We start from the raw sequence: 20,343 nt of genomic DNA on the forward strand, positions 1-20,343 counted from the left end.
AAGCCCCGGGTGGGGAGCGCCTCTTGGGCGGTGCCGTGGCGCCCGATTAGGGTGACGGGCGTGACCAGGGTGCGGTTGAGCGTGGCGGAGCGGCGGGGCGAGATGCTGCGGGCCACCATCGAGCAGATCGAGGCGCGGGGAGCGGCAGCGGTCCGGATCTCCGACGTGGCCTCGGCGTTGGGCGTGAGCAACGCCCTGGTCCTGTACCACTTCTCCACCAGGGAGAAATTGGTCGCCGCCGCCTTCGCGTACGCGGCCGAGGGTGACCTGGCGCACCTGCGCAAGCTGCTCGGCCGCCGTACGACCGCCCTGCGCAGGCTGCGTGCGGCCGTGCGGTGGTACGCGCCCACGGGTACGGCCAAGGGCTGGCGGCTGTGGATCGAGAGCTGGTCGATGGCGCTGCGCGAGCCGGCGCTGCGCGAGGTCGCCGGGGATCTGGACCGGCAGTGGAAGGCCGCGCTGACCGAGGTGATCCGGGAGGGCGTGAGCGCCGGGGAGTTCCGGTGCCCCGACCCGGCCGGCACGGCCCTGCGGCTGACCGCGCTGCTCGACGGGCTCGCGGTGCAGATGACGTCGTACGGCGCGGCGGTGCCGAGGAGCCGGGCACTCGCCTGGGTGGACGAGGCGCTGGCCCGCGAACTGGGCGTGGAACGTCGGGCCCTCACCGCGACGGCGGCGCGCTGAGCGCGCGACCGCGCGTCGGCAGCCGGGAACTCTCCCGTGGTGCTGCCCGCGTCCGGCTTCTGCTCGCATCCGGTCTCATACCCCCGCCTCGCGGCGCCCCGCCACCGCCCGCGGGCGTGCCCGGCCCGCGTCGCCCGGGCCGGGCGCGCCCCGGAAGCACGGGCGCGCCCCTCCCCCTCACGCCACCGCGGCGATCCGCTCCTTGATGGCGTGCGGGGACAGCGTGCCCTTGGCCGTGACGTGGTCCCCGGAGGACTCCCCGCGCAGACGGCGGCCGATCCAGGGGACCAGGTACTCGCGTGCCCACTGCACGTCGTCGCGCCGGATGTCGAGGGTGCCGCGGACCGGGAGCGGGGGCCAGGGCTGCTCGGGGTCGGCCGGAACCGCCAGGCCGAGGGCCTGACCCGCCCGGAGGGCCACCCGGGTGTGCCCCTCGGGCGAGAGGTGGAGCCGGTCGGCGTCCCACGCCCTGCGGTCCTGGACGCTGCGCAGGGACCACAGGTCGAGCACCGGGCAGCCGTAGCGGTCGGCGATGGCCCGTACGTGTCCGTTGTACGTGGCGATCCTGCCGCGCAGCCGCCGGAGCACGGGGACGCCCCGGGTGTCGAAGCCGGTGGCGACCAGCACCGTGCCGGACACGGCGGTGAGGGCCGCGATGGCCCGCTCGAACCGTTCGGCCACCTCGTCCGGGTCGGTGCCCGGCCGGATGATGTCGTTGCCGCCCGCACAGATGGAGACCAGGTCCGGGGCGAGGTCCACCGCCTTCGGGATCTGGTCGGCCATGATCTGGTCGAGCAGCTTCCCGCGCACCGCGAGGTTGGTGTACCGGAAGGCGCCTTCGGGCCGGCGGTCGGCGAGAAGCACGGCGAGCCGGTCGGCCCAGCCGACGAACGCGCCGTCGGGGCCGGGGTCGCCGACTCCCTCGGTGAAGCTGTCCCCCACCGCCACGTACGACCCGATCTCTACTCTGCTGTCACTCTTCGAATCGTCTGCCACAGTCACCCATGATTCCTTTTCGAATGTGACCTACGCGACCGTAGGAAAGGGTTGACGGACGGTGAGATAAGCCACGTCCCGCCCGCCTGCCTCCTCCCCCGCTTCCTCCCCCCCTCCTCTCCCCTCCTCTCCCCTCTTCTCCACTGCTCCACTCTCCGCTTCTCCGCGCAGCACCGAAGGCCGGACCCGGGGATCGGGTCCGGCCTTCGGCGGCGTGTCAGGCAGGTTCCGCGCGGAGATCGCGCGAGGGGGTCAGCCGATGGCGACGCCCTTCGAGCGCAGGTAGGAGACCGGGTCCACGTCCGCGCCGTAGTTCGGCGAGGTGCGGATCTCGAAGTGCAGGTGCGGGCCGGTCGAGTTGCCGGTGGAACCCGACAGGCCGACCTGCTGACCGGCGGTCACGGTCTGCCCCGCCGAGACGGACAGCGAGGACAGGTGGGCGTACTGGGCGTAGTGGCCGTCGTTGAGCTTGATGACGACCTCGTTGCCGTACGCGCCCGCCCAGCCGGCGGAGACGACGGTGCCGGAGCCGACGGCCTTCAGCGAGGTCCCGGTCGGGACGCTGAAGTCGACACCGGTGTGGTAGCCGCTGGACCACATGCCGCCGGCCACCTTGTAGCCGGTGCCGACGCCGCCGCCGGGCACCGGGGAGGTGTAACCGGAGGCACTGGCGGCCTGGTTGGCGCCCGTGGACTGCGGGGCGGTCTTCTTGACCGGGGCCTCGCTCTTGCCGGCGGAGGGCTTGGCGGGCGCGGTCTTCTTCTTCGGCGCGTCCTGGGCGGACGGGGCCGAGGAGGACTTCTTCGGGGCGCTCGGCGCGGCCTTGCCGTCGATCGACAGCTTCAGGCCGGGGTGGATGAGCGACGGGTCGTCGCCGACGGCCTCGCGGTTGTCGGCGTAGAGCTGCTTCCAGCCGCCGTCGACGTTCTCGCTGTCGGCGATCTTAGCCAGGTAGTCCCCGGACTTCACGACGTAGGTGCGGGTCTCGCCGTTCTTCGCGGTGTCCTTGGCGTCGGCCTTGGCGCCGGTGGACACGCTCTGGACGGCCTTCTCCGGAGCCGCCTGGGGGGTGGCGGCGTGGGCGCCGGTGGCGCCGAGGAGCGGCAGGGCGAGAGCGGCGCCACCGGTTCCGGCGACGGCGATGGAACGGGTGAGACGCAGGGTCCTGGGACGGCGGTGCTTACCCTTGGCGGGCATGACGAATTCCTCTCCGGCGCCTGCGAGGTGAGCTGTCGGGTTCGGGCTGGAGATGCCCGGCCGCGCAGGGCGCGGCTTAACCCCAAGCCTGTTTCTCCGGAAGACCGGTAACAGGCAGTCGTACCTGTGGGTCCCCCGCTCCTGCCGTTCACGGGTCAGTGAGTGTGCGGGCTCCGGGCGGCGGCAGGATTAGGCGTCCGTCCGGATCGGTGGCGAACGTAAGCGACCAAGACGCAAAGGGACAAGCGAGGGGTTCCCCCTGAACGCCCTTTTCCGTGATCCACTCGGACAATTGACGTCACCGTGCGTCGTCTTCCGGCCCGGCTGCCTCCCGAACGGGCCTGTGCCGCACGGGAATTACGTGCACATGGCGACAACGCGCCGTCACCATTATGACGATGCTCACGCGCCCCCTCCCCATCTCCCTTTCTATCGGGGCACGTTATGGCGAAATCCCCTAAAAGGACAGAACGCCCTAAACGCCGAATCAGGACTTCTTCCCGGACGGTGATGTCGTATCGTCGAGGTGCCGTCGGCGAGTCGCGCCGGCGACGCCGAGTGGGAGGAGCCCCCGTGACGCAGCACGTCCCGTCGACCGAGCCCGAGCTGACCGGGGTGCGCAATTTCCGTGACGTGGGCGGGCTGCCGACCGTGGACGGCCGGCGCGTCCGGCCCGGGGTGCTGTTCCGCAGCGGCCACCTCGCCCACGCGACCGCCGAGGACGCCGCCTTCCTGTCGTCGCTGGGACTGCACACCGTCTTCGACTTCCGCAACGCGGCCGACCAGAAGCTGGAGGGACCGGACGTCGCGCTGCCCGGCGTGCGCAACGTCAACCTGCCGCTCAGCGACCCGGCCGACGGGGCGGAGTTCTGGCGGATGGTCCGCGACGGCGACCTGGAGCAGCTGCGCTCGATCCTCGCCGACGGCAAGGGCGCGGACCGGATGATCGCCTCCTACCGGGCCACCATCAAGGGCCGCACCGCCGAGCACTCCCAGGTGCTGCACGCGCTCGCGCAGGAGAGCGTCCCCGCGCTGATGCACTGCGCGGCGGGCAAGGACCGGGCGGGCCTGTCGGTGGCGGTGACGCTGCTGGCGGTGGGCGTGGAGCGCGACGCGATCTTCGAGGACTACCTGAAGTCCAACGAGCGGCACCGCCGTTACAAGGTGCAGCGCAACGGGGACTCCGCCTCGGCCTACTCCCCCGAGGTCATGGACCTGCTCAACCCGTTGTTCGACGCCCGCGCGGAGTACCTGACGGCGGCCCTGGAGACGGTCGAGGAGACGTGGGGCGGCGTCGACGCCTACCTGGAGCGCGGCCTGGCCCTCGCCCCCGCGACCCGGGAGCGGCTGCGCGCCCGCCTGCTGGACTGACCGCCCGCGCACACCGGGCCGGGGCGCGACCGCCCCGGCCCGTCCTACTGCGCGCCCACCGTGAACAGCACGTAGATGAAGCCGGCGACGACGTGGCCCGCCACGACGTAGACGAACAGGCGCACCCACAGGGCGCGGGGGAACTTCTCTTCCATGTTCTTCACGAGGCGTCTCCGTGGGCGGGGCCGAGACAGAGCGCCGACGTGGGGCTCTGCAACAGGGAGTGTACGAACAGCAGCTCGACCCCGTCGGGGTCCTGGGCGGCGATCCGGTGCGGGGTGAGGGAGTCGAAGTGCGCGCTGTCGCCCGGGTCGAGCCGGTGCTGCGTCTCCCCGAGGCGCAGCAGCAGCCGTCCGCGCAGGACGTACAGCCACTCCTCGCCGGGGTGCACGCGCACGATGTCGCCCTGCGAGCCGTGCGGGACGCGCACCCGCAGGGCCTGCATGCCGCGTCCCGGTCCGCCGGCCTGCCAGTAGGTCCAGCCTCCGGCGGTGGTGGGGTCCATCCGGGCGGCACGCACCACCGCGTCCCGTTCGGGGGCCGCCTCACCGAGGAGCTCGGCGACCGTCGTACCGTAGACACGCGCGAGGGACAGCAGCATCGGCAGGGAGGGCTGACGCTGTCCGGTCTCGAGCCGGGAGAGGTGGGCGGGCGACAGGCCCGCGTCGCGGGCCGCGGTTTCCAGGGTGAGGGAGGCCCGGCGCCGCAGTGCCCGCAACTGCGGCGCGACCAGACCCAGCGCCTCGGACCGTTCGGCCGACGGCTCTGTCTCGGGGGAGCTCATGCTCCTATTCAGCACCCGTATTGCCCGGCGGGCAAATTTCTTGCCTGACAGGCAAAAACCTGTGGGCTGCCGACGCACGGGGCGGTCAGCGGTTGGCCACCGCCTGCTTCACCAGCGTCCTGCCGAAGTCCCACATCAGGCCGCCGCCCTGGTGCGCGTCGTCCATGACCGCCGTGAAGGCGTCCACGAACCGATTCACCTCCGCCTCACCGATGATCAGCGGCGGGATCAATTTGATCACCTCCATGTGGTCCCCGGACACCTGGGTGAGGATCCGGTGCCGCTGGAGCAGCGGCACCACCACCATCTGGGCGAACAGGCCCTTGCGGGCCGCCTGGAGCATGGCCCAGTGACCGCGCAGCTTCAGTGAGCGGGGCCGGCCGAACTCGATGCCGATCATCAGCCCCCGGCCGCGCACCTCCGCGAGCATCTCGTACTTCTCGGTGAGGGCCGCCAGCCGGGACCGCAGCAGCTCGCCGGTCGCGCGCACGTTCGCCACGACCTGCTCGCTCTCCATGACCGACAGCACCGCCAGACCCGCCGCCATCGCCTGGGCGTTGGACCCGAAGCTGGCCGAGTGCACCAGCACCCGGTCCATCGACGAGTACACCTTCTTGAAGATCCAGTCCTTGCCGATCGTGGCCCCCACCGGCACGTAGCCGCCGGAGAGCGCCTTCGCCACGCACACCAGGTCCGGCTCCACCCCCTCCTCGTGCTGGTAGGCGTAGAAGTCACCGGTCCGGCCGAGGCCGGTCTGCACCTCGTCGGCGATCAGCAGCGCCTTGTGCCGGTGCAGCAGTTCCTGCGCGGCGCGCAGGTAGCCGGGGGGCGCCTCGTGCACGCCCTTGCCCTGGATCGGCTCGACGATCAGGGCGGCCACGTCGCCCCGGCGCAGCTCCCGCTCCAGGGCGTCCAGGTCGCCGAGCGGCACGGCGGTGTCGGGCAGCAGCGGGGCGAAGCCGTCACGGAAACCGGACTCGCCGTTGACCGACAGGGATCCGGTGGTCAGGCCGTGGAAGGCGTGCTCGCAGTACAGGACGCGCGGCCGGCCGGTCACGAACCGGGCGAACTTCAGCGCGCCCTCCACCGCCTCCGTCCCGCTGTTGCCGAAGAAGACCCGGTCCAGGTGCGGGCTGTGCGCGAGCAGCTTCTCGGCCAGCAGGCCGGGCAGCGGCTGGCAGTCGAAGCGGGTGAGGTCGGCCGGCGAGAGGTCCAGGACGTCGTGCAGCGCCTTGCGGACGACGGGGTGGTGGCGCCCGAGGCCCATCACCCCGAAGCCGGCCAGCATGTCCAGGTGGTCGTTGCCGTCGTCGTCCCAGAAGTAGGCTCCCTCGGCGCGCTCGTAGACCTTGTCGAAGCCGATGGTGTGCAGCATGCGCGGCAGCTGGTGGTTGAGGTACCGGGCGTGCAGCTCGTAGCGCTCCGCCCCGCGCTCGGCCAGCAGTCCGGCGAGGTCGAACCCTCCGGCCTGCGACGACTCCGAGGCGGACTCCGCAGTGGTCATGCCTGGTGCTCCTGTGGCTGTGGTGACGGGGGCGGTGGGGTCCGCCGGGTCGGTCCCAGGCTCGGGGCGTGCTCGGGGCGCTCCGGCTCCCCCGGCCGGCCCGGCGGCCGGTCCCGCGGCTCGTGCCGCAGGGCGAGGCTCGCGCCGATCCGGCCGGCCACCTCGACGGGCGTGAGACCGATGTCGGCGAGCACCTCGCCGCGTTTGGCGTGCGGGAGGAACTGCTCCGGGATGCCGAACCGGCGCACGGGCACGTCGACCTCGGCGTCCCCCAGGGCCAGCGCGACGGCGGAACCGACCCCGGCCGCGCGGCTGTTGTCCTCCACGACGGCCACCAGGCGGTGCCCGGCGGCCAGCCCGGGAAGCTCGGGGTCGACGGGCTTGACCCAGCGGGGGTCGACCACCGTGCAGCCGATACCGCGTGCCTCCAGCAGCTCCGCCGCGCGCAGGCACACCGGTGCCATGACGCCGACGGCCACCAGCAGCACCTGGGGTGCGTCGGCGCGGTGCAGCACGTCCATGCCGCCGATCCGGTCCACGGCCGGGACGCACGGGCCGACGGACTCCTTCGGGAAGCGCAGCAGGGTCGGCGCGTCCTCGACGGCGACCGCCTCGCGCAGCTGGGCGCGCAGCTGGTCCGCGTCCCGGGGGGCCGCGATCCGCAGGCCGGGGACGACCTGGAGGACGGACAGGTCCCACATGCCGTTGTGGGAGGGTCCGTCGGCGCCGGTGACGCCGGCCCGGTCCAGGACGAATGTGACCCCGCAGCGGTGCAGCGCGACGTCCATCAGCAGCTGGTCGAAGGCGCGGTTGAGGAAGGTGGCGTAGACGGCGACGACCGGGTGGAGGCCGCCGGTGGCGAGCCCCGCCGCCGAGACGGCCGCGTGCTGCTCGGCGATGCCGACGTCCCAGACCCGGTCCGGGAAACGCGCGGCGAAGGCGCCGAGGCCGACCGGGTGCAGCATGGCGGCGGTGATCGCGACGACGTCCTCGCGGTCCTCCCCGATGCGGACCATCTCCTCGCCGAACACCGACGTCCAGGACGGCCCGCCGGACGGCGCCAGGGGCGCGCAGGTGAGGGGGTCCATCACGCCGACGGTGTGGAAGTGGTCCTCCTGGTGGGCGAGGGCGGGCTCGTAGCCGCGGCCCTTCTCGGTGAGGCAGTGCACGATCACCGGACCGCCGAAGCGCTTGGCGCGCGTCAGGGCCGACTCCACGGCCTCGATGTCGTGGCCGTCGATGGGGCCGAGGTACTTCAGGCCCAGGTCCTCGAAGAGGCCCTGCGGGGCGAAGGCGTCCTTGAAGCCCTTCTTGGCACCGTGCAGCGCCTCGTACACGGTGGAGCCGACCACGGGGGTGCGCCGGAGGACGTCCTTGCCCCAGGCCAGCATCCGTTCGTAGCCGTCGGTGGTGCGCAGGGCGGCGAGGTGGTCGGCGAGGCCGCCGATGGTCGGCGCGTAGGAGCGCTCGTTGTCGTTGACGACGATGACCAGCGGGCGGTCCTTGGCGGCGGCGATGTTGTTCAGCGCCTCCCAGGCCATGCCGCCGGTGAGCGCGCCGTCGCCGATCACGGCGACCACGTGTCCGGTGCCGCCCCGTACCTGGCGGGCCTTGGCGAGGCCGTCGGCCCAGCCGAGGGCGGTGGAGGCGTGGCTGTTCTCGACGACGTCGTGGACGGACTCCTCGCGCGAGGGGTAGCCGGACAGGCCGCCCTTGCCACGCAGCTTGGAGAAGTCCTGACGGCCGGTCAGCAGCTTGTGGACGTAGGACTGGTGGCCGGTGTCCCAGACGATGCGGTCGGCCGGTGACTCGAAGACCCGGTGGAGCGCGACGGTGAGTTCCACCACGCCGAGGTTGGGTCCCAGGTGGCCGCCGGTTCTGGCGACGGCGTTCACCAGGAACTCCCTGATCTCCGCTGACAGTTGTGTGAGTTGCGGCGCGGACAGCGCCGTGAGGTCGCGCGGTTGTCGGATGCTCTCCAGGATCGACACGGTCGGGCCCCCTTCGCATGCCGTGCTGTCGACGTGCTCAGCTCACGGTGACGGCCGGCTCCCCCGCCGTGACGCCGTCCTTCTCCATCTGTTCGGCGATCCTCATCGCCTCCTCGATCAGGGTCTCGACGATCTTCGACTCCGGCACCGTCTTGATGACCTCGCCCTTGACGAAGATCTGCCCCTTGCCGTTGCCCGACGCCACCCCCAGATCGGCCTCCCGCGCCTCACCCGGACCGTTCACCACACAGCCCATGACCGCGACCCGCAGCGGCACCTCCATGCCGGTCAGACCGGCGGTGACCTCCTCGGCCAGCTTGTACACATCCACCTGCGCCCGCCCGCACGACGGGCAGGAGACGATCTCCAGACCCCGCTGCCGCAGGTTGAGCGACTCCAGGATCCGGATGCCGACCTTGATCTCCTCCACCGGCGGGGCAGAGAGGGAGACACGGATGGTGTCGCCGATGCCCTGCGACAGCAGCGCGCCGAAGGCGACGGCCGACTTGATGGTGCCCTGGAAGGCCGGACCGGCCTCGGTGACACCCAGGTGCAGGGGGTAGTCGCACTGCTCGGCGAGCTGCCGGTAGGCATCCACCATCACGACCGGGTCGTTGTGCTTCACCGAGATCTTGATGTCGCGGAAGTCGTGCTCCTCGAACAGCGACGCCTCCCACAGCGCCGACTCCACCAGCGCCTCCGGGGTGGCCTTCCCGTACTTCTGCAGCAGCCGCCGGTCCAGCGACCCCGCGTTCACCCCGATCCGGATCGGGGTGCCGTGGTCCTTCGCCGCCTTGGCGATCTCCTTGACCTGGTCGTCGAACTTCTTGATGTTGCCCGGATTCACCCGCACCGCCGCGCACCCGGCCTCGATCGCCGCGAACACGTACTTCGGCTGGAAGTGGATGTCGGCGATCACCGGGATCTGCGACTTCCTCGCGATCACCGGCAGCGCGTCCGCGTCGTCCTGCGTCGGGCACGCCACCCGCACGATCTGGCAGCCCGACGCCGTCAGCTCCGCGATCTGCTGGAGCGTCGCGCCGATGTCCGAGGTGCGCGTGGTCGTCATCGACTGCACCGATACCGGGGCGTTGCCGCCCACCGCCACGGAGCCGACCTGGATCTGCCGGCTCGTCCGGCGCACGGCGAGCGTGGCCGGGACCTCGGGGAGGCCCAGGGAGACTGCGGTCATCTGCGTCACTCCCTGTTCGACGAGACGGTCTCGCGCATGGCGCGCAGCGACTCCTTCAGGGAGCCCATGGTGGCCAGCACGGCGGTGGGCTCGTAGCCGCAGTGCGCCATGCAGTTGGCACACCGCGGGTCCTTGCCGCGGCCGTACTTGTCCCAGTCGGTCTCCTCGATCAGCTCCCGGTACGTGGGCACGTAGCCGTCGCTCATCAGGTAGCAGGGGCGCTGCCAGCCGAACAGGGAGTAGTTGGGGATGGCCCAGGCGGTGCACGGGAAGTCGACCCGGCCCTCGAGGAAGTCGAGGAACAGCGGGGAGTGGTTCAGCCGCCAGCGCCTGCGGTTGCCGCCCGCGAACGCCTTCCGGAACAGCTCCCGGGTCTGCTCCACGCCGAGGAAGTGCTCCTGGTCGGGGGCCTTCTCGTAGGCGTAGGCGGGCGAGATCATCATTTCGTCGACCTTGAGGTCGTCGTTGAGGTAGTTGAGCACCTCGACGACCGTCTGCGGGGTGTCGGTGTTGAAGAAGGTCGAGTTGGTGGTGACCCGGAAGCCGCGCCGCTTGGCCTCCTTGATCGCCGCCACGGCCTCGTCGAACACGCCTTCCTTGGCGACGGACTCGTCGTGCCGCTCCCGCAGCCCGTCGATGTGCACCGCGAACGCGAAGTACGGCGACGGGGTGAACTTGTCCATCTTCTTGCGCAGCAGCATGGCGTTGGTGCATAGGAAGACGTACTTCCGCCGGGCCACCAACTGCCGTGTGATCTCGTCGATCTGAGGGTGCATCAGCGGCTCGCCGCCGGCGATGGACACCATGGGGGCGCCGGACTCCAGCACCGCGCCCACCGCCTGCGCGACCGGCATGCGCTGCTTCAGCACCCCGGCCGGGTGCTGGATCTTGCCGCAGCCCTCACAGGCGAGGTTGCAGGCGTAGAGGGGCTCCAGCTCGACGATGAGCGGGAACTTGTCCCGCCTGCGGAGCTTCTGTTCGGCCAGGTATGTAGCGACCTTGATGGACTGGCGCAGCGGCATGGCCATCTGGCTCACCTCCGGGGGAGCAGCAGGGAACGGTGCCATTCGAGGTATGCGGGAAGCACGGAGCGAAGGACGCGGAAAGCCGATATTCCACCGCGTACCGTGCCGATCCGGACCAGTTCATGCTCTGGAGCGTCCACGACCACCCGGACGGCCGCAACCGGGCGCGCGCCCGCGCGGACGGCGCTCAGGAGCGTGGCGGCGGACTCCATGTCCGCCGCGATCGCGCCGGTCGCGAGCAGGCCGGCCCGTTCGGGGCCGCGGACGACGTGGTCGGAGCCGGTGAGCGGGCCGGTGTGCACCGTGCGTCCGGGGACGGTGCGCGTGAGCTGCTCGACCAGCAGGTCCGTGCCCTCGCAGGGGACGGTGCCCCGCGGGTCGCGGGTCTCCTCGGCGACGACCAGGTCGCCGGGGTGCATGCCGGGCGCCAGTCCGGCGCAGAAGCCGGTGGCCAGCACGGCGGCGCCACCGAGGGCCGGGTCGGCGAGCACCCGGGTCACGGAGCGCTGGGCGGCGTCCGGCCCCATGCCCGTGCGCAGCACGGTGACCGGCCCGCCCGCGCCACCGCCGGACCGCCTGCGCAGGGCGAACTGCTCGATGCCGAGCGCGCAGGCGATCAGCAGCGGGGACGGGCCGGGCCGGGCCGTCATCAGCTTCCCTTCGCCTCGGCGAGCGACTGCCGGGGGCCGGCCGCCGGGGTGCCGTCGCCGGGCACCGCACCGCCGGCCGCGGCGGGCACCGGCGTGACGCCGCCGCCGGACACCGCGCCGTCCGGTGCGGCGGTGGCCGACGCGGCGGCCCGGGGCGGCTTCTTGGCGAAGGGGTCCCCGTTCACGTACCGGCCCAGCGCGGTGAGCGGGAACACCTGGCGGTAGAGGTGGTAGTTGATGGAGAAGTCCCAGGGGAAGCCGGTGCCGGTGAAGTACGGCTCGTCCCAGGAACCGTCCTCCCGCTGGGTGGCCGCGAGCCAGGCGATGCCGCGCTGCACCGCCGCGGACTCCCGCTCGCCGGCCGCGAGCAGCGCCATCAGCGCCCAGCCGGTCTGCGAGGCGGTGGAGGCGCCCCGGCCGCTCCAGCCGCGGGCGTCCCGGTAGGAGCGCAGGTCCTCGCCCCAGCCGCCGTCGTCGTTCTGCACCGACTCCAGCCAGGCGACGGCCCGCCGGATCGCCGGGTGGGTCGTGGGGAGGCCCGCGGCGGTCAGGGCGGGGACGACGGAGCCGGTGCCGTAGAGGTAATTGACGCCCCAGCGGCCGAACCAGGAGCCGTCCGGCTCCTGTTCGTCCAGCAGCCAGCGGATGCCGCGCCGGGTGCGCGGATCGTGGGCCAGGCCCTCCACGGCGAGCATCTCCACGACGTGCGCGGTGACGTCGGCGGACGGCGGGTCGATGACCTCGCCGAAGTCGCAGAACGGCAGCCGGTTGGGGAAGGGGCTGGTGTTGTCGACGTCGAACGCGCCCCAGGCGCCGTTCTTGGACTGCATGCCGAGGTTCCATCGCACCCCGCGGGCGATGGCGTTGTCGAGGCGTTCCGGGTCGTGGTGCTTGACCCGGCGGAGCGCGAGGACCACCTCGGCGGTGTCGTCGATGTCGGGGTAGTTGTCGTTGTGGAACTCGAACGCCCAGCCGCCCGGCGGGAGGTGGGGTCTGCGCACCGACCAGTCGCCGGGGCGGACGATCTGCTCGCCGAGCATCCAGTCGGCCGCCCTGACCAGCCGGGGGTGGTCGGCGGGCAGGCCGGCGTCGGCCAGGGCGATGGTGGCGAGGCAGGTGTCCCACACCGGGGACTGGCACGCCTCGATCATCCGGGCCCCGTCCTCGCGCCACACCGCGAACCGGTCCAGCGACTCCAGGCCGGCCCGCATCACCGGGTGCTTCAGGTCGTAGCCCAGCAGGTGCAGCGCGATCACGGAGTAGACGGCCGGCGGCTGGATGCCGCCCCAGCAGCCGTCGTTCTCCTGGCGTTCGACGATCCAGCGGGCGGCGGTGTTCATGGCGGCCGCGCGCAGGCGTCGCGGAACGATTTTGCGCACCGTGTGCAGGGCCCGGTCGAGTCGCTGGAAGGCGCCGTCCCAGCTGGTCACCGGGGCGAGCGTGCGGGGCGGGTCGGGGCAGCCGGGGTCGGTGTGCAGTTCGTCCAGCGGGAACGGGGCGGGCCGTACCGGCCGTTTCGCGGAGACGATCGTCAGCGGGACGATGGTCTGCCGGGCCCAGCAGCCGAAGTCGTAGATGTTGAGCGGCACCCAGGACGGGAACCAGATGAGTTCGGGCGGGAGTTCCGGCAGGTCCTCCCACTTCCACCAGCCGAAGAGGGCCAGCCAGATCCGGGTGAAGACCCGGGAGGCCGCGATGCCGCCCTGCCGGCGGATCCACTCGGACGCCTTCGCCAGGTGCGGGGCGTCGGGTGCGTCGCCCGCCAGGCGCAGGGCGACGTAGGCCTCGATGGTGGTGGACAGGTCGCCGGGGCCGCCGTGGAAGGTGGCCCAGGTGCCGTCCTCGCGCTGCTCGCCGCGGATGAAGAGGGCGGCGGCGCGGGTGGTGTCCTCGTCGAGGATGCCGAGGAACTGACGGAGCAGGAGGTCTTCGGCGTCCATCGTGACGTTGGTCTCGAGGTCGCCCTTCCACCAGCCCTGGTCGTCCTGGCGGGACAGCAGGAAGTCGGTGGCGCGCCGCATGGCGCGAGCGGCGACGTCGGGTACCCCGGCCGCCACGGGGGTGTGGTTGTCGGTGTCGTGTTCGCTGGCCGCGACGGTCCGGGGCGGCAGGGCCGCCCCGGTGCTTCCGTCCGTCGTCGCTGTCATGGCTTCCCCTTCGTGCAGTGCTGCATGTCGTGCGTCTGCTGTGGGTCCGCCGTCGGCCGGTGGTGCGCTCCCCGCCTTTCCGGCCGGCGACTACGCGAGGGCTATTCGACCGATAGTGATCATCTCTTCCGTTCGACGACGAAGTCCGCGAGCGCCGTGAACCGTTCCCGCACCTGCTCGGGCATGTCCACGTCGTCGAGGGCCTCGATGGCGGTGGTGTGCTGACGGCGTGCCTCTTCCGCCGTCCACTCGCGTCCGCCCGCCTGTTCGATCAGGGCGGCGCGAGCCGCGAACTCCTCCTCGGAGAAGTTCGCGAAGTCGCTGCTGTCGGCGTCGGCGGCGAGGATCTCGCCGAGCCGCTCGGAGGCGGGGCCGCCCGCCGCGAGGGCGGCCACCACCGGGAGGGACTTCTTGCGCTGGCGCAGGTCGCTCCAGGTCTGCTTGCCGGTGGATCCGGGGTCGCCCCAGATGCCGAGGAGGTCGTCCACGGCCTGGAAGGCGAGCCCGAGGTGGTGGCCGTACTTCTCCAGGGTGTCGGCGGCGCGGTCGTCGGCGCCGCCGAGGACGGCCCCGATGGAGCTGGCGCAGGCGAGCAGGGCCCCGGTCTTGTTGCCCTCCATCTCCAGGCACTCCTCGACGCTGACGCGGTCGCGGTGCTCGTAGGAGATGTCCTGGGCCTGGCCGTCGATCAGGGCGCGGGTGGCGGAGGTCAGGCGGCGCGCGGCGCGGCCCGCCTCCACGGTCCCGAGTTCCAGCAGCATCTCGTTGGCCAGCGCGAACAGGGCGTCGCCGACCAGGATGGCCTGGGCGGGCCCGTGCACCTTCCAGACGGTGTCGCGGTGGCGGCGCTGCTCGTCGCCGTCCATCAGGTCGTCGTGCAGCAGCGAGAAGTTGTGGACCAGTTCGACGGCGACGGCGCCGGGCACGCCGGTGTGCGGCGCGGCGCCGGTGACCTCTGCGGACAGCACGGCGAGCGCCGGGCGCACCGCCTTGCCGCCGTCGCCGTCGGCGGGGCGGCCCTGGGCGTCGATCCAGCCGAAGTGGTAGGCGGCCACCGCGTCCATGGGAGGGGCCAGACGGTCGACGGCCGCGCGCAGCACCGGCATGGCCAGGGTCCGGCCGCGCTCCAGGAGCGCGGACACGTCCACCGCGGTCCTGCGAGCGGCCTTCGAGGCCGGGGGCACAGTGGGCACAGTCTCTCCTCTTGTTGCGGTACCGGGGGTGCGGCGTCCTGCCGCGCCGCTCTGCCGGAGCATCAGGCCGCCTCCTCGAGGGCGAAGAGGTGGGCGGGACGGGGCCGGCCCAGGGTGTGAAGCGCGGCGTCGGCGGCGCCGATGCCGCTGCGGACCGCGCCCTCCATCGTCGCGGGCCACCCGGTGGCCGTCCAGGCGCCGGCGAGGTACAGGCCGGGTGCCTCGGTGCGGGCGCCGGGCCTGAGGCGTCCCACGCCGGGGGCGGGGACGAACGTGGCGTGGCGTTCGCGGGTGACGAAGAAGTCCCGGACCTCGGCTCCACGGGTGCGCGGCAGGAGCCGTTCCAGCTCGGGCAGGTACCGCTCACGCAGGACGGACACCGGCGCGTCGATCTCGTCCTGGGCCACCGACTGCGACACCGCCAGGTACTGGCCGCTCGTCAGGCCGGAGGCCGCGGTGCGGTCGAAGACCCACTGCACGGGCGTGCCGAGGGCGGCGAGGAAGGGCCGGGTGAGGACGGTGCGGTCGTAGACGACGTGGACGTTGAGGATCGGCGCGGTGTCGATGCCGAGCAGCCGCTCGGGGGCGTCGAGCGCGCCCTCGGGCAGCAGGGCGTGGGCCTCGCGCTGGGGGACGGCGAGGACGACGGCGTCGACCTCGACCGTCCCCTCGGGGGTGTGCACGGTCCACCGGCCGTCGTCGCGGGGGGCGACGGCGCCGACGCGGGTGCGGACCTCGGTGCGCACCCCGGCGGTGTCCAGCGCCCGGCGGGCGAGCCGGTCGTGCAGGTCGCCGAGCGGGACGGAGGCCCAGCCGATGTCGGCGGCCCCGGGGTCGGAGAGCAGGCCGGTCTTGAAGACCATCGCGGCCAGGGCGAGCGAGGAGTCGCCCGCGACGGCGTTGAGGGTGGCGATCCCGACCAGGTCCCACAGGGCCTCGACGGCGCGCGGCGACTGGCCGTGGGAGGCGAGCCAGCTGCCGAAGTCCTGGGTGTCGAGGGCGGGGTCGGTGAGGTCGAGCCGCTGGAGCGCGAGCGCGGCCCGGCCCACCCGCGCCCGGTCGGCGAGCGAGAGGTGCGGGTAGGCGGCGAGGCTGCGCCCGAGGTGGAGGGGCACGGGCAGCGGGTCGCGGCGGAGCCGGCCGAGGCGGCGTCCCGCGGGGCGGTCCAGGTCGACGACGGGGACGTCGAGGCGGTCCTGGAGCGGGGCCAGGGCGGCGCCGCCGATGCGGTCGAGGAACCAGCGGTAGGCGGTGCAGCAGCGCAGGTAGACGTGCTGGCCGTTGTCGACCGTCAGCTCGCCGCGCCGGAAGGAGAAGGCGAGCCCGCCGAGGCGGGGGCGGCCCTCCAGGAGGGTGACGCGGACGCCCGCGTCGGCGAGCGCGAGGGCCGCGGTGGTGCCGGCGAGTCCGCCGCCGACCACCACGGCGTGCCGTACGGCCGCCGGGTCCGGTGCCTGCGCCGCTTCGGGCCTGGTGACGCGGTTCATCGTCCGCCCTCCCCCGGACGGCCGGTGAACCGGTTCAGCGGTGCGCGGCCGGCCGTCGTGGTCTGGGACGCGGCCGGGCGGCGGAGGGTTGCCCCCCGCTTGTCCCTCGCGGTGCCGTCGGGGAACGGGGTGCCGGTCACGCGCGCCTCCTGACGGCCCGCCGGGTGAGGTGCCGGGCGTCCAGGCCGGACAGTCCGCGCACCGCGACGTACGCCTTCTCCCGGCCGGGGAGGGAGACCCGGCCGCGCAGCACGGCGTCGGGGTCACGCTCGATGCGGTCCAGGAGGCGGCGGTAGATGCCGGCCATGGCGGCCACGCAGGCCCCGCTGCGCCGGTCGAGCATGGGCAGCAGCCGGTAGCCCTCGGCGAACAGGGCGCGGGCGCGGCGCACCTCGAAGTGCACCAGTCCGGTGAAGTCGGAGCCCTCCGGCGGGGTGGGCGCGGCGAACCCGGCCGAGCAGCCGAACTTGGCGAGGTCGTCGGCGGGCAGGTAGGTGCGTCCGCCGACGGCGTCCTCGCGGACGTCGCGCAGGATGTTGGTGAGCTGGAGGGCGAGTCCGAGGGTGTCGGCGTACTCGGGGGCGCGTTCGGCGCCGCGCGCGCCCGGCTCGGTGCCGAAGACGCCGAGGGAGAGCCGGCCGATGGCCCCGGCGACGCAACGGCAGTAGACCTTGAGGTCCTCCCAGGTCTCGTAGGTGGCGCCGCGGACGTCCATCTGGACGCCGTCGATGAGTTCGTCGAGTCCGCCGAGCGGGATCGGGAACCGCTCGGCGGCGTGGGCGAGGGCCACGGCGACCGGGTCGGTGTCGTCCTCGTCGACCGCGCCGCGGCGGATCCGGGCGAGCACCTCCCGGGTGTCCTCCAGCCGGGCGACCTTCACCTCCCTGGCCAGCGTGCCGTCGCCGATGTCGTCGACCCGGCGGGAGAACGCGTACAGCGCCGACATCGCGCGCCGCTTCGACGCCGGCAGCAGCCGGATGCCGTAGGCGAAGTTGCGTGCCTGCTGTCCGGTGACGGCCTCGCAGTAGCGGTAGGCGGCGAGGACCGGCGGGGACGCGTACGCTTGCGGCTCCACGGTCCGGATCACCTCTTTCCTCGCAGAGTGAGGCCCACCTCGCGCAGCAGGTGCGTCCTGCCGGGCTTGGGCGGGCCGGGAAGTACGTCGTATTCGGCGGCGGCGATCGCGCGGACGGCCGCCCGTCCCCCTCCCACGAACCCGGCCAGCAGCAGCTTGAGCCGGCCGTGGACGCTGCCCACCAGGGGGTCCCCCTCGTCCAGGAGGTCGCGGGCGCGCTGCGTCTGGTGGGCGATCAGGGCACGGACCGACGCACCGGCGGTGGCCGCGGCGAGGTCCGCCTCCTGGACGTGGAAACGTTTCATGTCGTCGGCGGGGAGGTAGATCCGGTCCCGGCCGAGGTCCTCGGTGACGTCCTGGAGGTGCTCGACGATCTGCAGGGCCGTGCAGACCGCGTCGGAGCGGCGGACCCGCTCGGGGGTCGCGGTGCCGGTCACGGCGAGCACCAGCCGGCCGACGGGGTTGGCCGACAGCGCGCAGTAGGCGAGCAGGTCGTCGTAGGTCTCGTAGCGCCGGACGAGCTGGTCCTGGCGGTTGGCGGCGATCAGGCCGAGGAAGGGTTCGGGGGTCAGGGCGCGTCGGCGGACCGTGGGCCGCAGGCGGCGCAGCAGCGGGTGGCGCGGGGTGCCGTCGAACACCCGGTGCAGGTCGGCCTCGAAGGCGTCCAGCAGGGCCGTGCGGTCCTCCGCCCGGTCGGCGGGGACGCCGAGCAGGCGGGCGTCGGCGCCGCCGGGGGCGAGGTCGCCGTCGCCGATGTCGTCGACCAGACGGGCGAATCCGTAGACCGCCATCAGGTCGTCGCGCCACTGACGGGGCAGGAAGAACGGCGCCACGGGGAAGTTCTCCGCGGCGGCCTTGTCGAGGGTGGCGCGTTCCGGCGCGGTGCGCGCCCTGCCGGTCCGGTTCATCGTGGGCTGCCCTGGGCGGGGACGGCACATTCGGCGTTCACTCGGGGAGCCTCCGTAGCCATTGCCGTCACATCTCCCGTTCTACACTGTTGACCCAATGCGCACTATTTCGGACACGCCGCCCGGACTTCCTCCGGACGGCCCTGCGGGATGGTGTCGCGCAGTATGGCCCTGATTGCCGCCTTTGGGGACCGGTACAGCTTACGTCGTACAACGCGGTACGCGGCGCCGGGGTGCCCCGGCCCTCGCCCCGGCACACCGTCGGGCGTCAGGATGTCGTCGGGCGGGGGAAGTTGACGCCTCCTCCGCGGACGCCGGACCGCCCCGCACAGTCGCGCGGCCCCCGGCCGGGCCGGGTCACTTCGCCGTGAACTTCTCGTACTCCTTGAGCACCTCGTCGGTCGGGCCGTCCATGCGCAGCTCGCCGCGCTCCAGCCACAGGACGCGGTCGCAGGTGTCACGGATGGACTTGTTGTTGTGGCTGACCAGGAAGACCGTGCCGGCCTGCTCGCGCAGCTCCCGGATGCGGGCCTCGGACCGCTTCTGGAACTTGCGGTCACCGGTGGCCAGCGCCTCGTCGATCATGAGGACGTCGTGGTCCTTGGCGGCGGCGATGGAGAACCGCAGGCGGGCCGCCATGCCGGAGGAGTAGGTGCGCATCGGCAGGGTGATGAAGTCGCCCTTCTCGTTGATGCCGGAGAAGTCGACGATCTCCTGGTAGCGCTCCTTGATCTGTTCGCGGGACATGCCCATCGCGAGGCCGCCCAGGATGACGTTCCGTTCGCCCGTCAGGTCGTTCATCAGGGCCGCGTTGACGCCGAGCAGGGAGGGCTGGCCGTCTGTGTAGACCTTGCCCTCCTCGGCGGGGAGCAGCCCGGCGATGGCCCGCAGCAGGGTCGACTTGCCGGAGCCGTTGGAGCCGATCAGGCCGATCGCCTCGCCCCGGTAGGCGACGAAGGAGACCCCCCGCACGGCGTGCACCGTGCGCACGCCGCGGGCCGAGTCGTCCTTGCCCCGCCGCAGGATCCGGCTCAGCGCGGCCGTGGCGCTGCCCCGGCCGCCCCGCGCGGCGTTCACGCGGTAGACGATGTGCAGTCCGTCCGCGATGACGGTGGGGACGCGGGCCGGCGTCGGGTCGTCAGCCACGGCCGTACCTCTCCTCGGCCTTCCAGAAGTAGACGAAGCCGACCCCGCCGGCCAGCAGGGCCCAGCCGAGGCCGAAGGCCCACACGTGCGGCGGCAGGTAGGAGGAACCGTAGCCGTCGATCAGGGCGAAGCGGACCAGGTCCATGTAGACGGCCGCCGGGTTCCACTGGAGCACGTCGCTCACCCAGCCGGGCACGTTCTTGTCGGCCAGCATCGCCGGGATGCTGAACATCACGCCCGAGGCGTACATCCAGGTGCGCAGCACGAACGGCATCAGCTGGGCGAGGTCGGGGGTGCGGCTGCCCAGCCGGGCGAAGATCAGGGCCAGGCCGGTGTTGAAGACGAACTGCAGCAGCAGCACCGGCGCCACCAGCAGCCACGACCAGGACGGCAGGGAGCCGAACGCCACCACCACCACGACCAGCACGATCATGGAGAACAGCAGCTGCTGGAGCTGCTGGAGCGCGAACGACACCGGCAGCGAGGCCCGCGGGAAGTGCAGCGCCCGCACCAGCCCCAGGTTCCCCGAGATCGCCCGCACCCCGGCCAGCACCGAGCTCTGGGTGAAGGTGAACACGAACACGCCGGTCACCAGGAACGGCACGTACACATCGCTGGGGATGCCCCGCCGGGCGCCGAGCAGCAGGCCGAAGATGAAGAAGTAGACGGCCGCGTTCAGCAGGGGCGTCACCACCTGCCACAGCTGGCCCAGCTTGGCCTGGCTGTACTGGGCCGTCACCTTCGCCTGGGAGAACGCCAGGATGAAGTGCCGCCGCCCCCACAGCTGACGGACGTACTCCGGCAGCGACGGCCGGGCGCCGCTGACCGAGAGCCCGTGCTTGGCGGCCAGCTCCGCCGCCGTGAGGCCCTCGTCGGACGGCACGGACGCGTCGGCCGCGACCGTGCCGTCGTGCGTTGTCTCACTCACCAGTGGCTAGCTTTCGTCGTCGAGATGCGCGGCCCGGGGGCCTGGCATGCGCCGGGGAGCCGGGG

At 72.6% G+C, this 20,343-nt stretch carries 19 protein-coding genes and 1 riboswitch; of the genes, 2 read left to right on the top strand and 17 right to left on the bottom strand.

What is annotated here, in order from left to right:
* The first annotated feature begins 60 nt into the window (after positions 1-60).
* Positions 61-684, top strand: coding sequence for a TetR family transcriptional regulator C-terminal domain-containing protein (locus AB0F01_RS17145; protein ID WP_362095719.1), 624 nt, complete (start codon positions 61-63; stop codon positions 682-684).
* A gap of 177 nt (positions 685-861) precedes the next feature.
* Here AB0F01_RS17145 and AB0F01_RS17150 read toward each other — a convergent pair whose 3' ends face one another.
* A complete protein-coding gene (locus AB0F01_RS17150; protein ID WP_362095721.1) occupies positions 862-1,680 on the bottom strand; it encodes an SGNH/GDSL hydrolase family protein in 819 nt (272 codons plus the stop codon).
* A 252-nt stretch (positions 1,681-1,932) separates the two neighbouring features.
* Positions 1,933-2,877: a peptidoglycan DD-metalloendopeptidase family protein gene (locus AB0F01_RS17155; protein ID WP_362095724.1), complete on the bottom strand. Its 945-nt coding sequence runs from the start codon at positions 2,875-2,877 to the stop codon at positions 1,933-1,935.
* A 4-nt stretch (positions 2,878-2,881) separates the two neighbouring features.
* A riboswitch (cyclic di-AMP (ydaO/yuaA leader) is annotated at positions 2,882-3,048 on the bottom strand.
* Between the two features lie 402 nt (positions 3,049-3,450).
* Between AB0F01_RS17155 and AB0F01_RS17160 the strand changes: the two genes are divergently transcribed.
* The gene (locus tag AB0F01_RS17160; protein ID WP_362095727.1) at positions 3,451-4,248 is read left to right on the top strand and encodes a tyrosine-protein phosphatase; all 798 of its coding nucleotides are present in this window, start codon (positions 3,451-3,453) and stop codon (positions 4,246-4,248) included.
* A 44-nt stretch (positions 4,249-4,292) separates the two neighbouring features.
* Here AB0F01_RS17160 and AB0F01_RS17165 read toward each other — a convergent pair whose 3' ends face one another.
* The 15 genes from AB0F01_RS17165 to AB0F01_RS17235 form a co-directional block, all read right to left on the bottom strand.
* Positions 4,293-4,403 (bottom strand): DUF6126 family protein, encoded by a 111-nt coding sequence (locus tag AB0F01_RS17165; protein WP_362096044.1) that lies wholly within the window; start codon positions 4,401-4,403, stop codon positions 4,293-4,295.
* Between the two features lie 5 nt (positions 4,404-4,408).
* Positions 4,409-5,032, bottom strand: coding sequence for an XRE family transcriptional regulator (locus AB0F01_RS17170; protein ID WP_362095729.1), 624 nt, complete (start codon positions 5,030-5,032; stop codon positions 4,409-4,411).
* An 85-nt stretch (positions 5,033-5,117) separates the two neighbouring features.
* Complete coding sequence (locus AB0F01_RS17175) at positions 5,118-6,536, bottom strand: aspartate aminotransferase family protein (RefSeq protein ID WP_362095732.1); 1,419 nt, start codon at positions 6,534-6,536, stop codon at positions 5,118-5,120.
* On the bottom strand, positions 6,533-8,527 hold the full coding sequence (gene dxs / locus AB0F01_RS17180) for a 1-deoxy-D-xylulose-5-phosphate synthase (RefSeq protein WP_362095735.1): 1,995 nt from the start codon (positions 8,525-8,527) through the stop codon (positions 6,533-6,535). Before dxs ends, AB0F01_RS17175 begins: the two co-directional genes overlap by 4 nt.
* 37 nt (positions 8,528-8,564) lie before the next feature.
* Positions 8,565-9,719 (bottom strand): flavodoxin-dependent (E)-4-hydroxy-3-methylbut-2-enyl-diphosphate synthase, encoded by a 1,155-nt coding sequence (gene ispG, locus AB0F01_RS17185; protein WP_362095738.1) that lies wholly within the window; start codon positions 9,717-9,719, stop codon positions 8,565-8,567.
* Between the two features lie 5 nt (positions 9,720-9,724).
* A complete protein-coding gene (hpnH, locus tag AB0F01_RS17190; RefSeq protein ID WP_362095741.1) occupies positions 9,725-10,747 on the bottom strand; it encodes an adenosyl-hopene transferase HpnH in 1,023 nt (340 codons plus the stop codon).
* A 5-nt stretch (positions 10,748-10,752) separates the two neighbouring features.
* Complete coding sequence (locus AB0F01_RS17195) at positions 10,753-11,394, bottom strand: 1-hydroxy-2-methyl-2-butenyl 4-diphosphate reductase (protein WP_362095744.1); 642 nt, start codon at positions 11,392-11,394, stop codon at positions 10,753-10,755.
* The gene (gene shc / locus AB0F01_RS17200; protein WP_362095747.1) at positions 11,394-13,541 is read right to left on the bottom strand and encodes a squalene--hopene cyclase; all 2,148 of its coding nucleotides are present in this window, start codon (positions 13,539-13,541) and stop codon (positions 11,394-11,396) included. The genes AB0F01_RS17195 and shc overlap by 1 nt, the downstream gene beginning before the upstream one ends.
* Positions 13,542-13,660: 119 nt before the next feature.
* Positions 13,661-14,725 (bottom strand): polyprenyl synthetase family protein, encoded by a 1,065-nt coding sequence (locus AB0F01_RS17205; RefSeq protein ID WP_362096047.1) that lies wholly within the window; start codon positions 14,723-14,725, stop codon positions 13,661-13,663.
* A gap of 71 nt (positions 14,726-14,796) precedes the next feature.
* Positions 14,797-16,221 (bottom strand): hydroxysqualene dehydroxylase HpnE, encoded by a 1,425-nt coding sequence (hpnE, locus tag AB0F01_RS17210; RefSeq protein ID WP_362095750.1) that lies wholly within the window; start codon positions 16,219-16,221, stop codon positions 14,797-14,799.
* A complete protein-coding gene (locus AB0F01_RS17215) occupies positions 16,218-16,361 on the bottom strand; it encodes a DUF6380 family protein (RefSeq protein ID WP_362095753.1) in 144 nt (47 codons plus the stop codon). The genes hpnE and AB0F01_RS17215 overlap by 4 nt, the downstream gene beginning before the upstream one ends.
* Positions 16,358-17,308: a presqualene diphosphate synthase HpnD gene (gene hpnD, locus AB0F01_RS17220; RefSeq protein ID WP_362095756.1), complete on the bottom strand. Its 951-nt coding sequence runs from the start codon at positions 17,306-17,308 to the stop codon at positions 16,358-16,360. The genes AB0F01_RS17215 and hpnD overlap by 4 nt, the downstream gene beginning before the upstream one ends.
* Positions 17,305-18,204, bottom strand: coding sequence for a squalene synthase HpnC (hpnC, locus tag AB0F01_RS17225; protein WP_362095759.1), 900 nt, complete (start codon positions 18,202-18,204; stop codon positions 17,305-17,307). Before hpnC ends, hpnD begins: the two co-directional genes overlap by 4 nt.
* A gap of 357 nt (positions 18,205-18,561) precedes the next feature.
* Positions 18,562-19,350 (bottom strand): ABC transporter ATP-binding protein, encoded by a 789-nt coding sequence (locus AB0F01_RS17230; protein ID WP_362095762.1) that lies wholly within the window; start codon positions 19,348-19,350, stop codon positions 18,562-18,564.
* A complete protein-coding gene (locus AB0F01_RS17235) occupies positions 19,343-20,278 on the bottom strand; it encodes an ABC transporter permease (RefSeq protein WP_362095765.1) in 936 nt (311 codons plus the stop codon). The genes AB0F01_RS17230 and AB0F01_RS17235 overlap by 8 nt, the downstream gene beginning before the upstream one ends.
* Between the last annotated feature and the right edge of the window lie 65 nt (positions 20,279-20,343).

Origin of the sequence: Streptomyces sp. NPDC029526, from assembly GCF_040637405.1 — a bacterium.
In the GTDB taxonomy this organism is placed as follows: Bacteria; Actinomycetota; Actinomycetes; order Streptomycetales; family Streptomycetaceae; genus Streptomyces.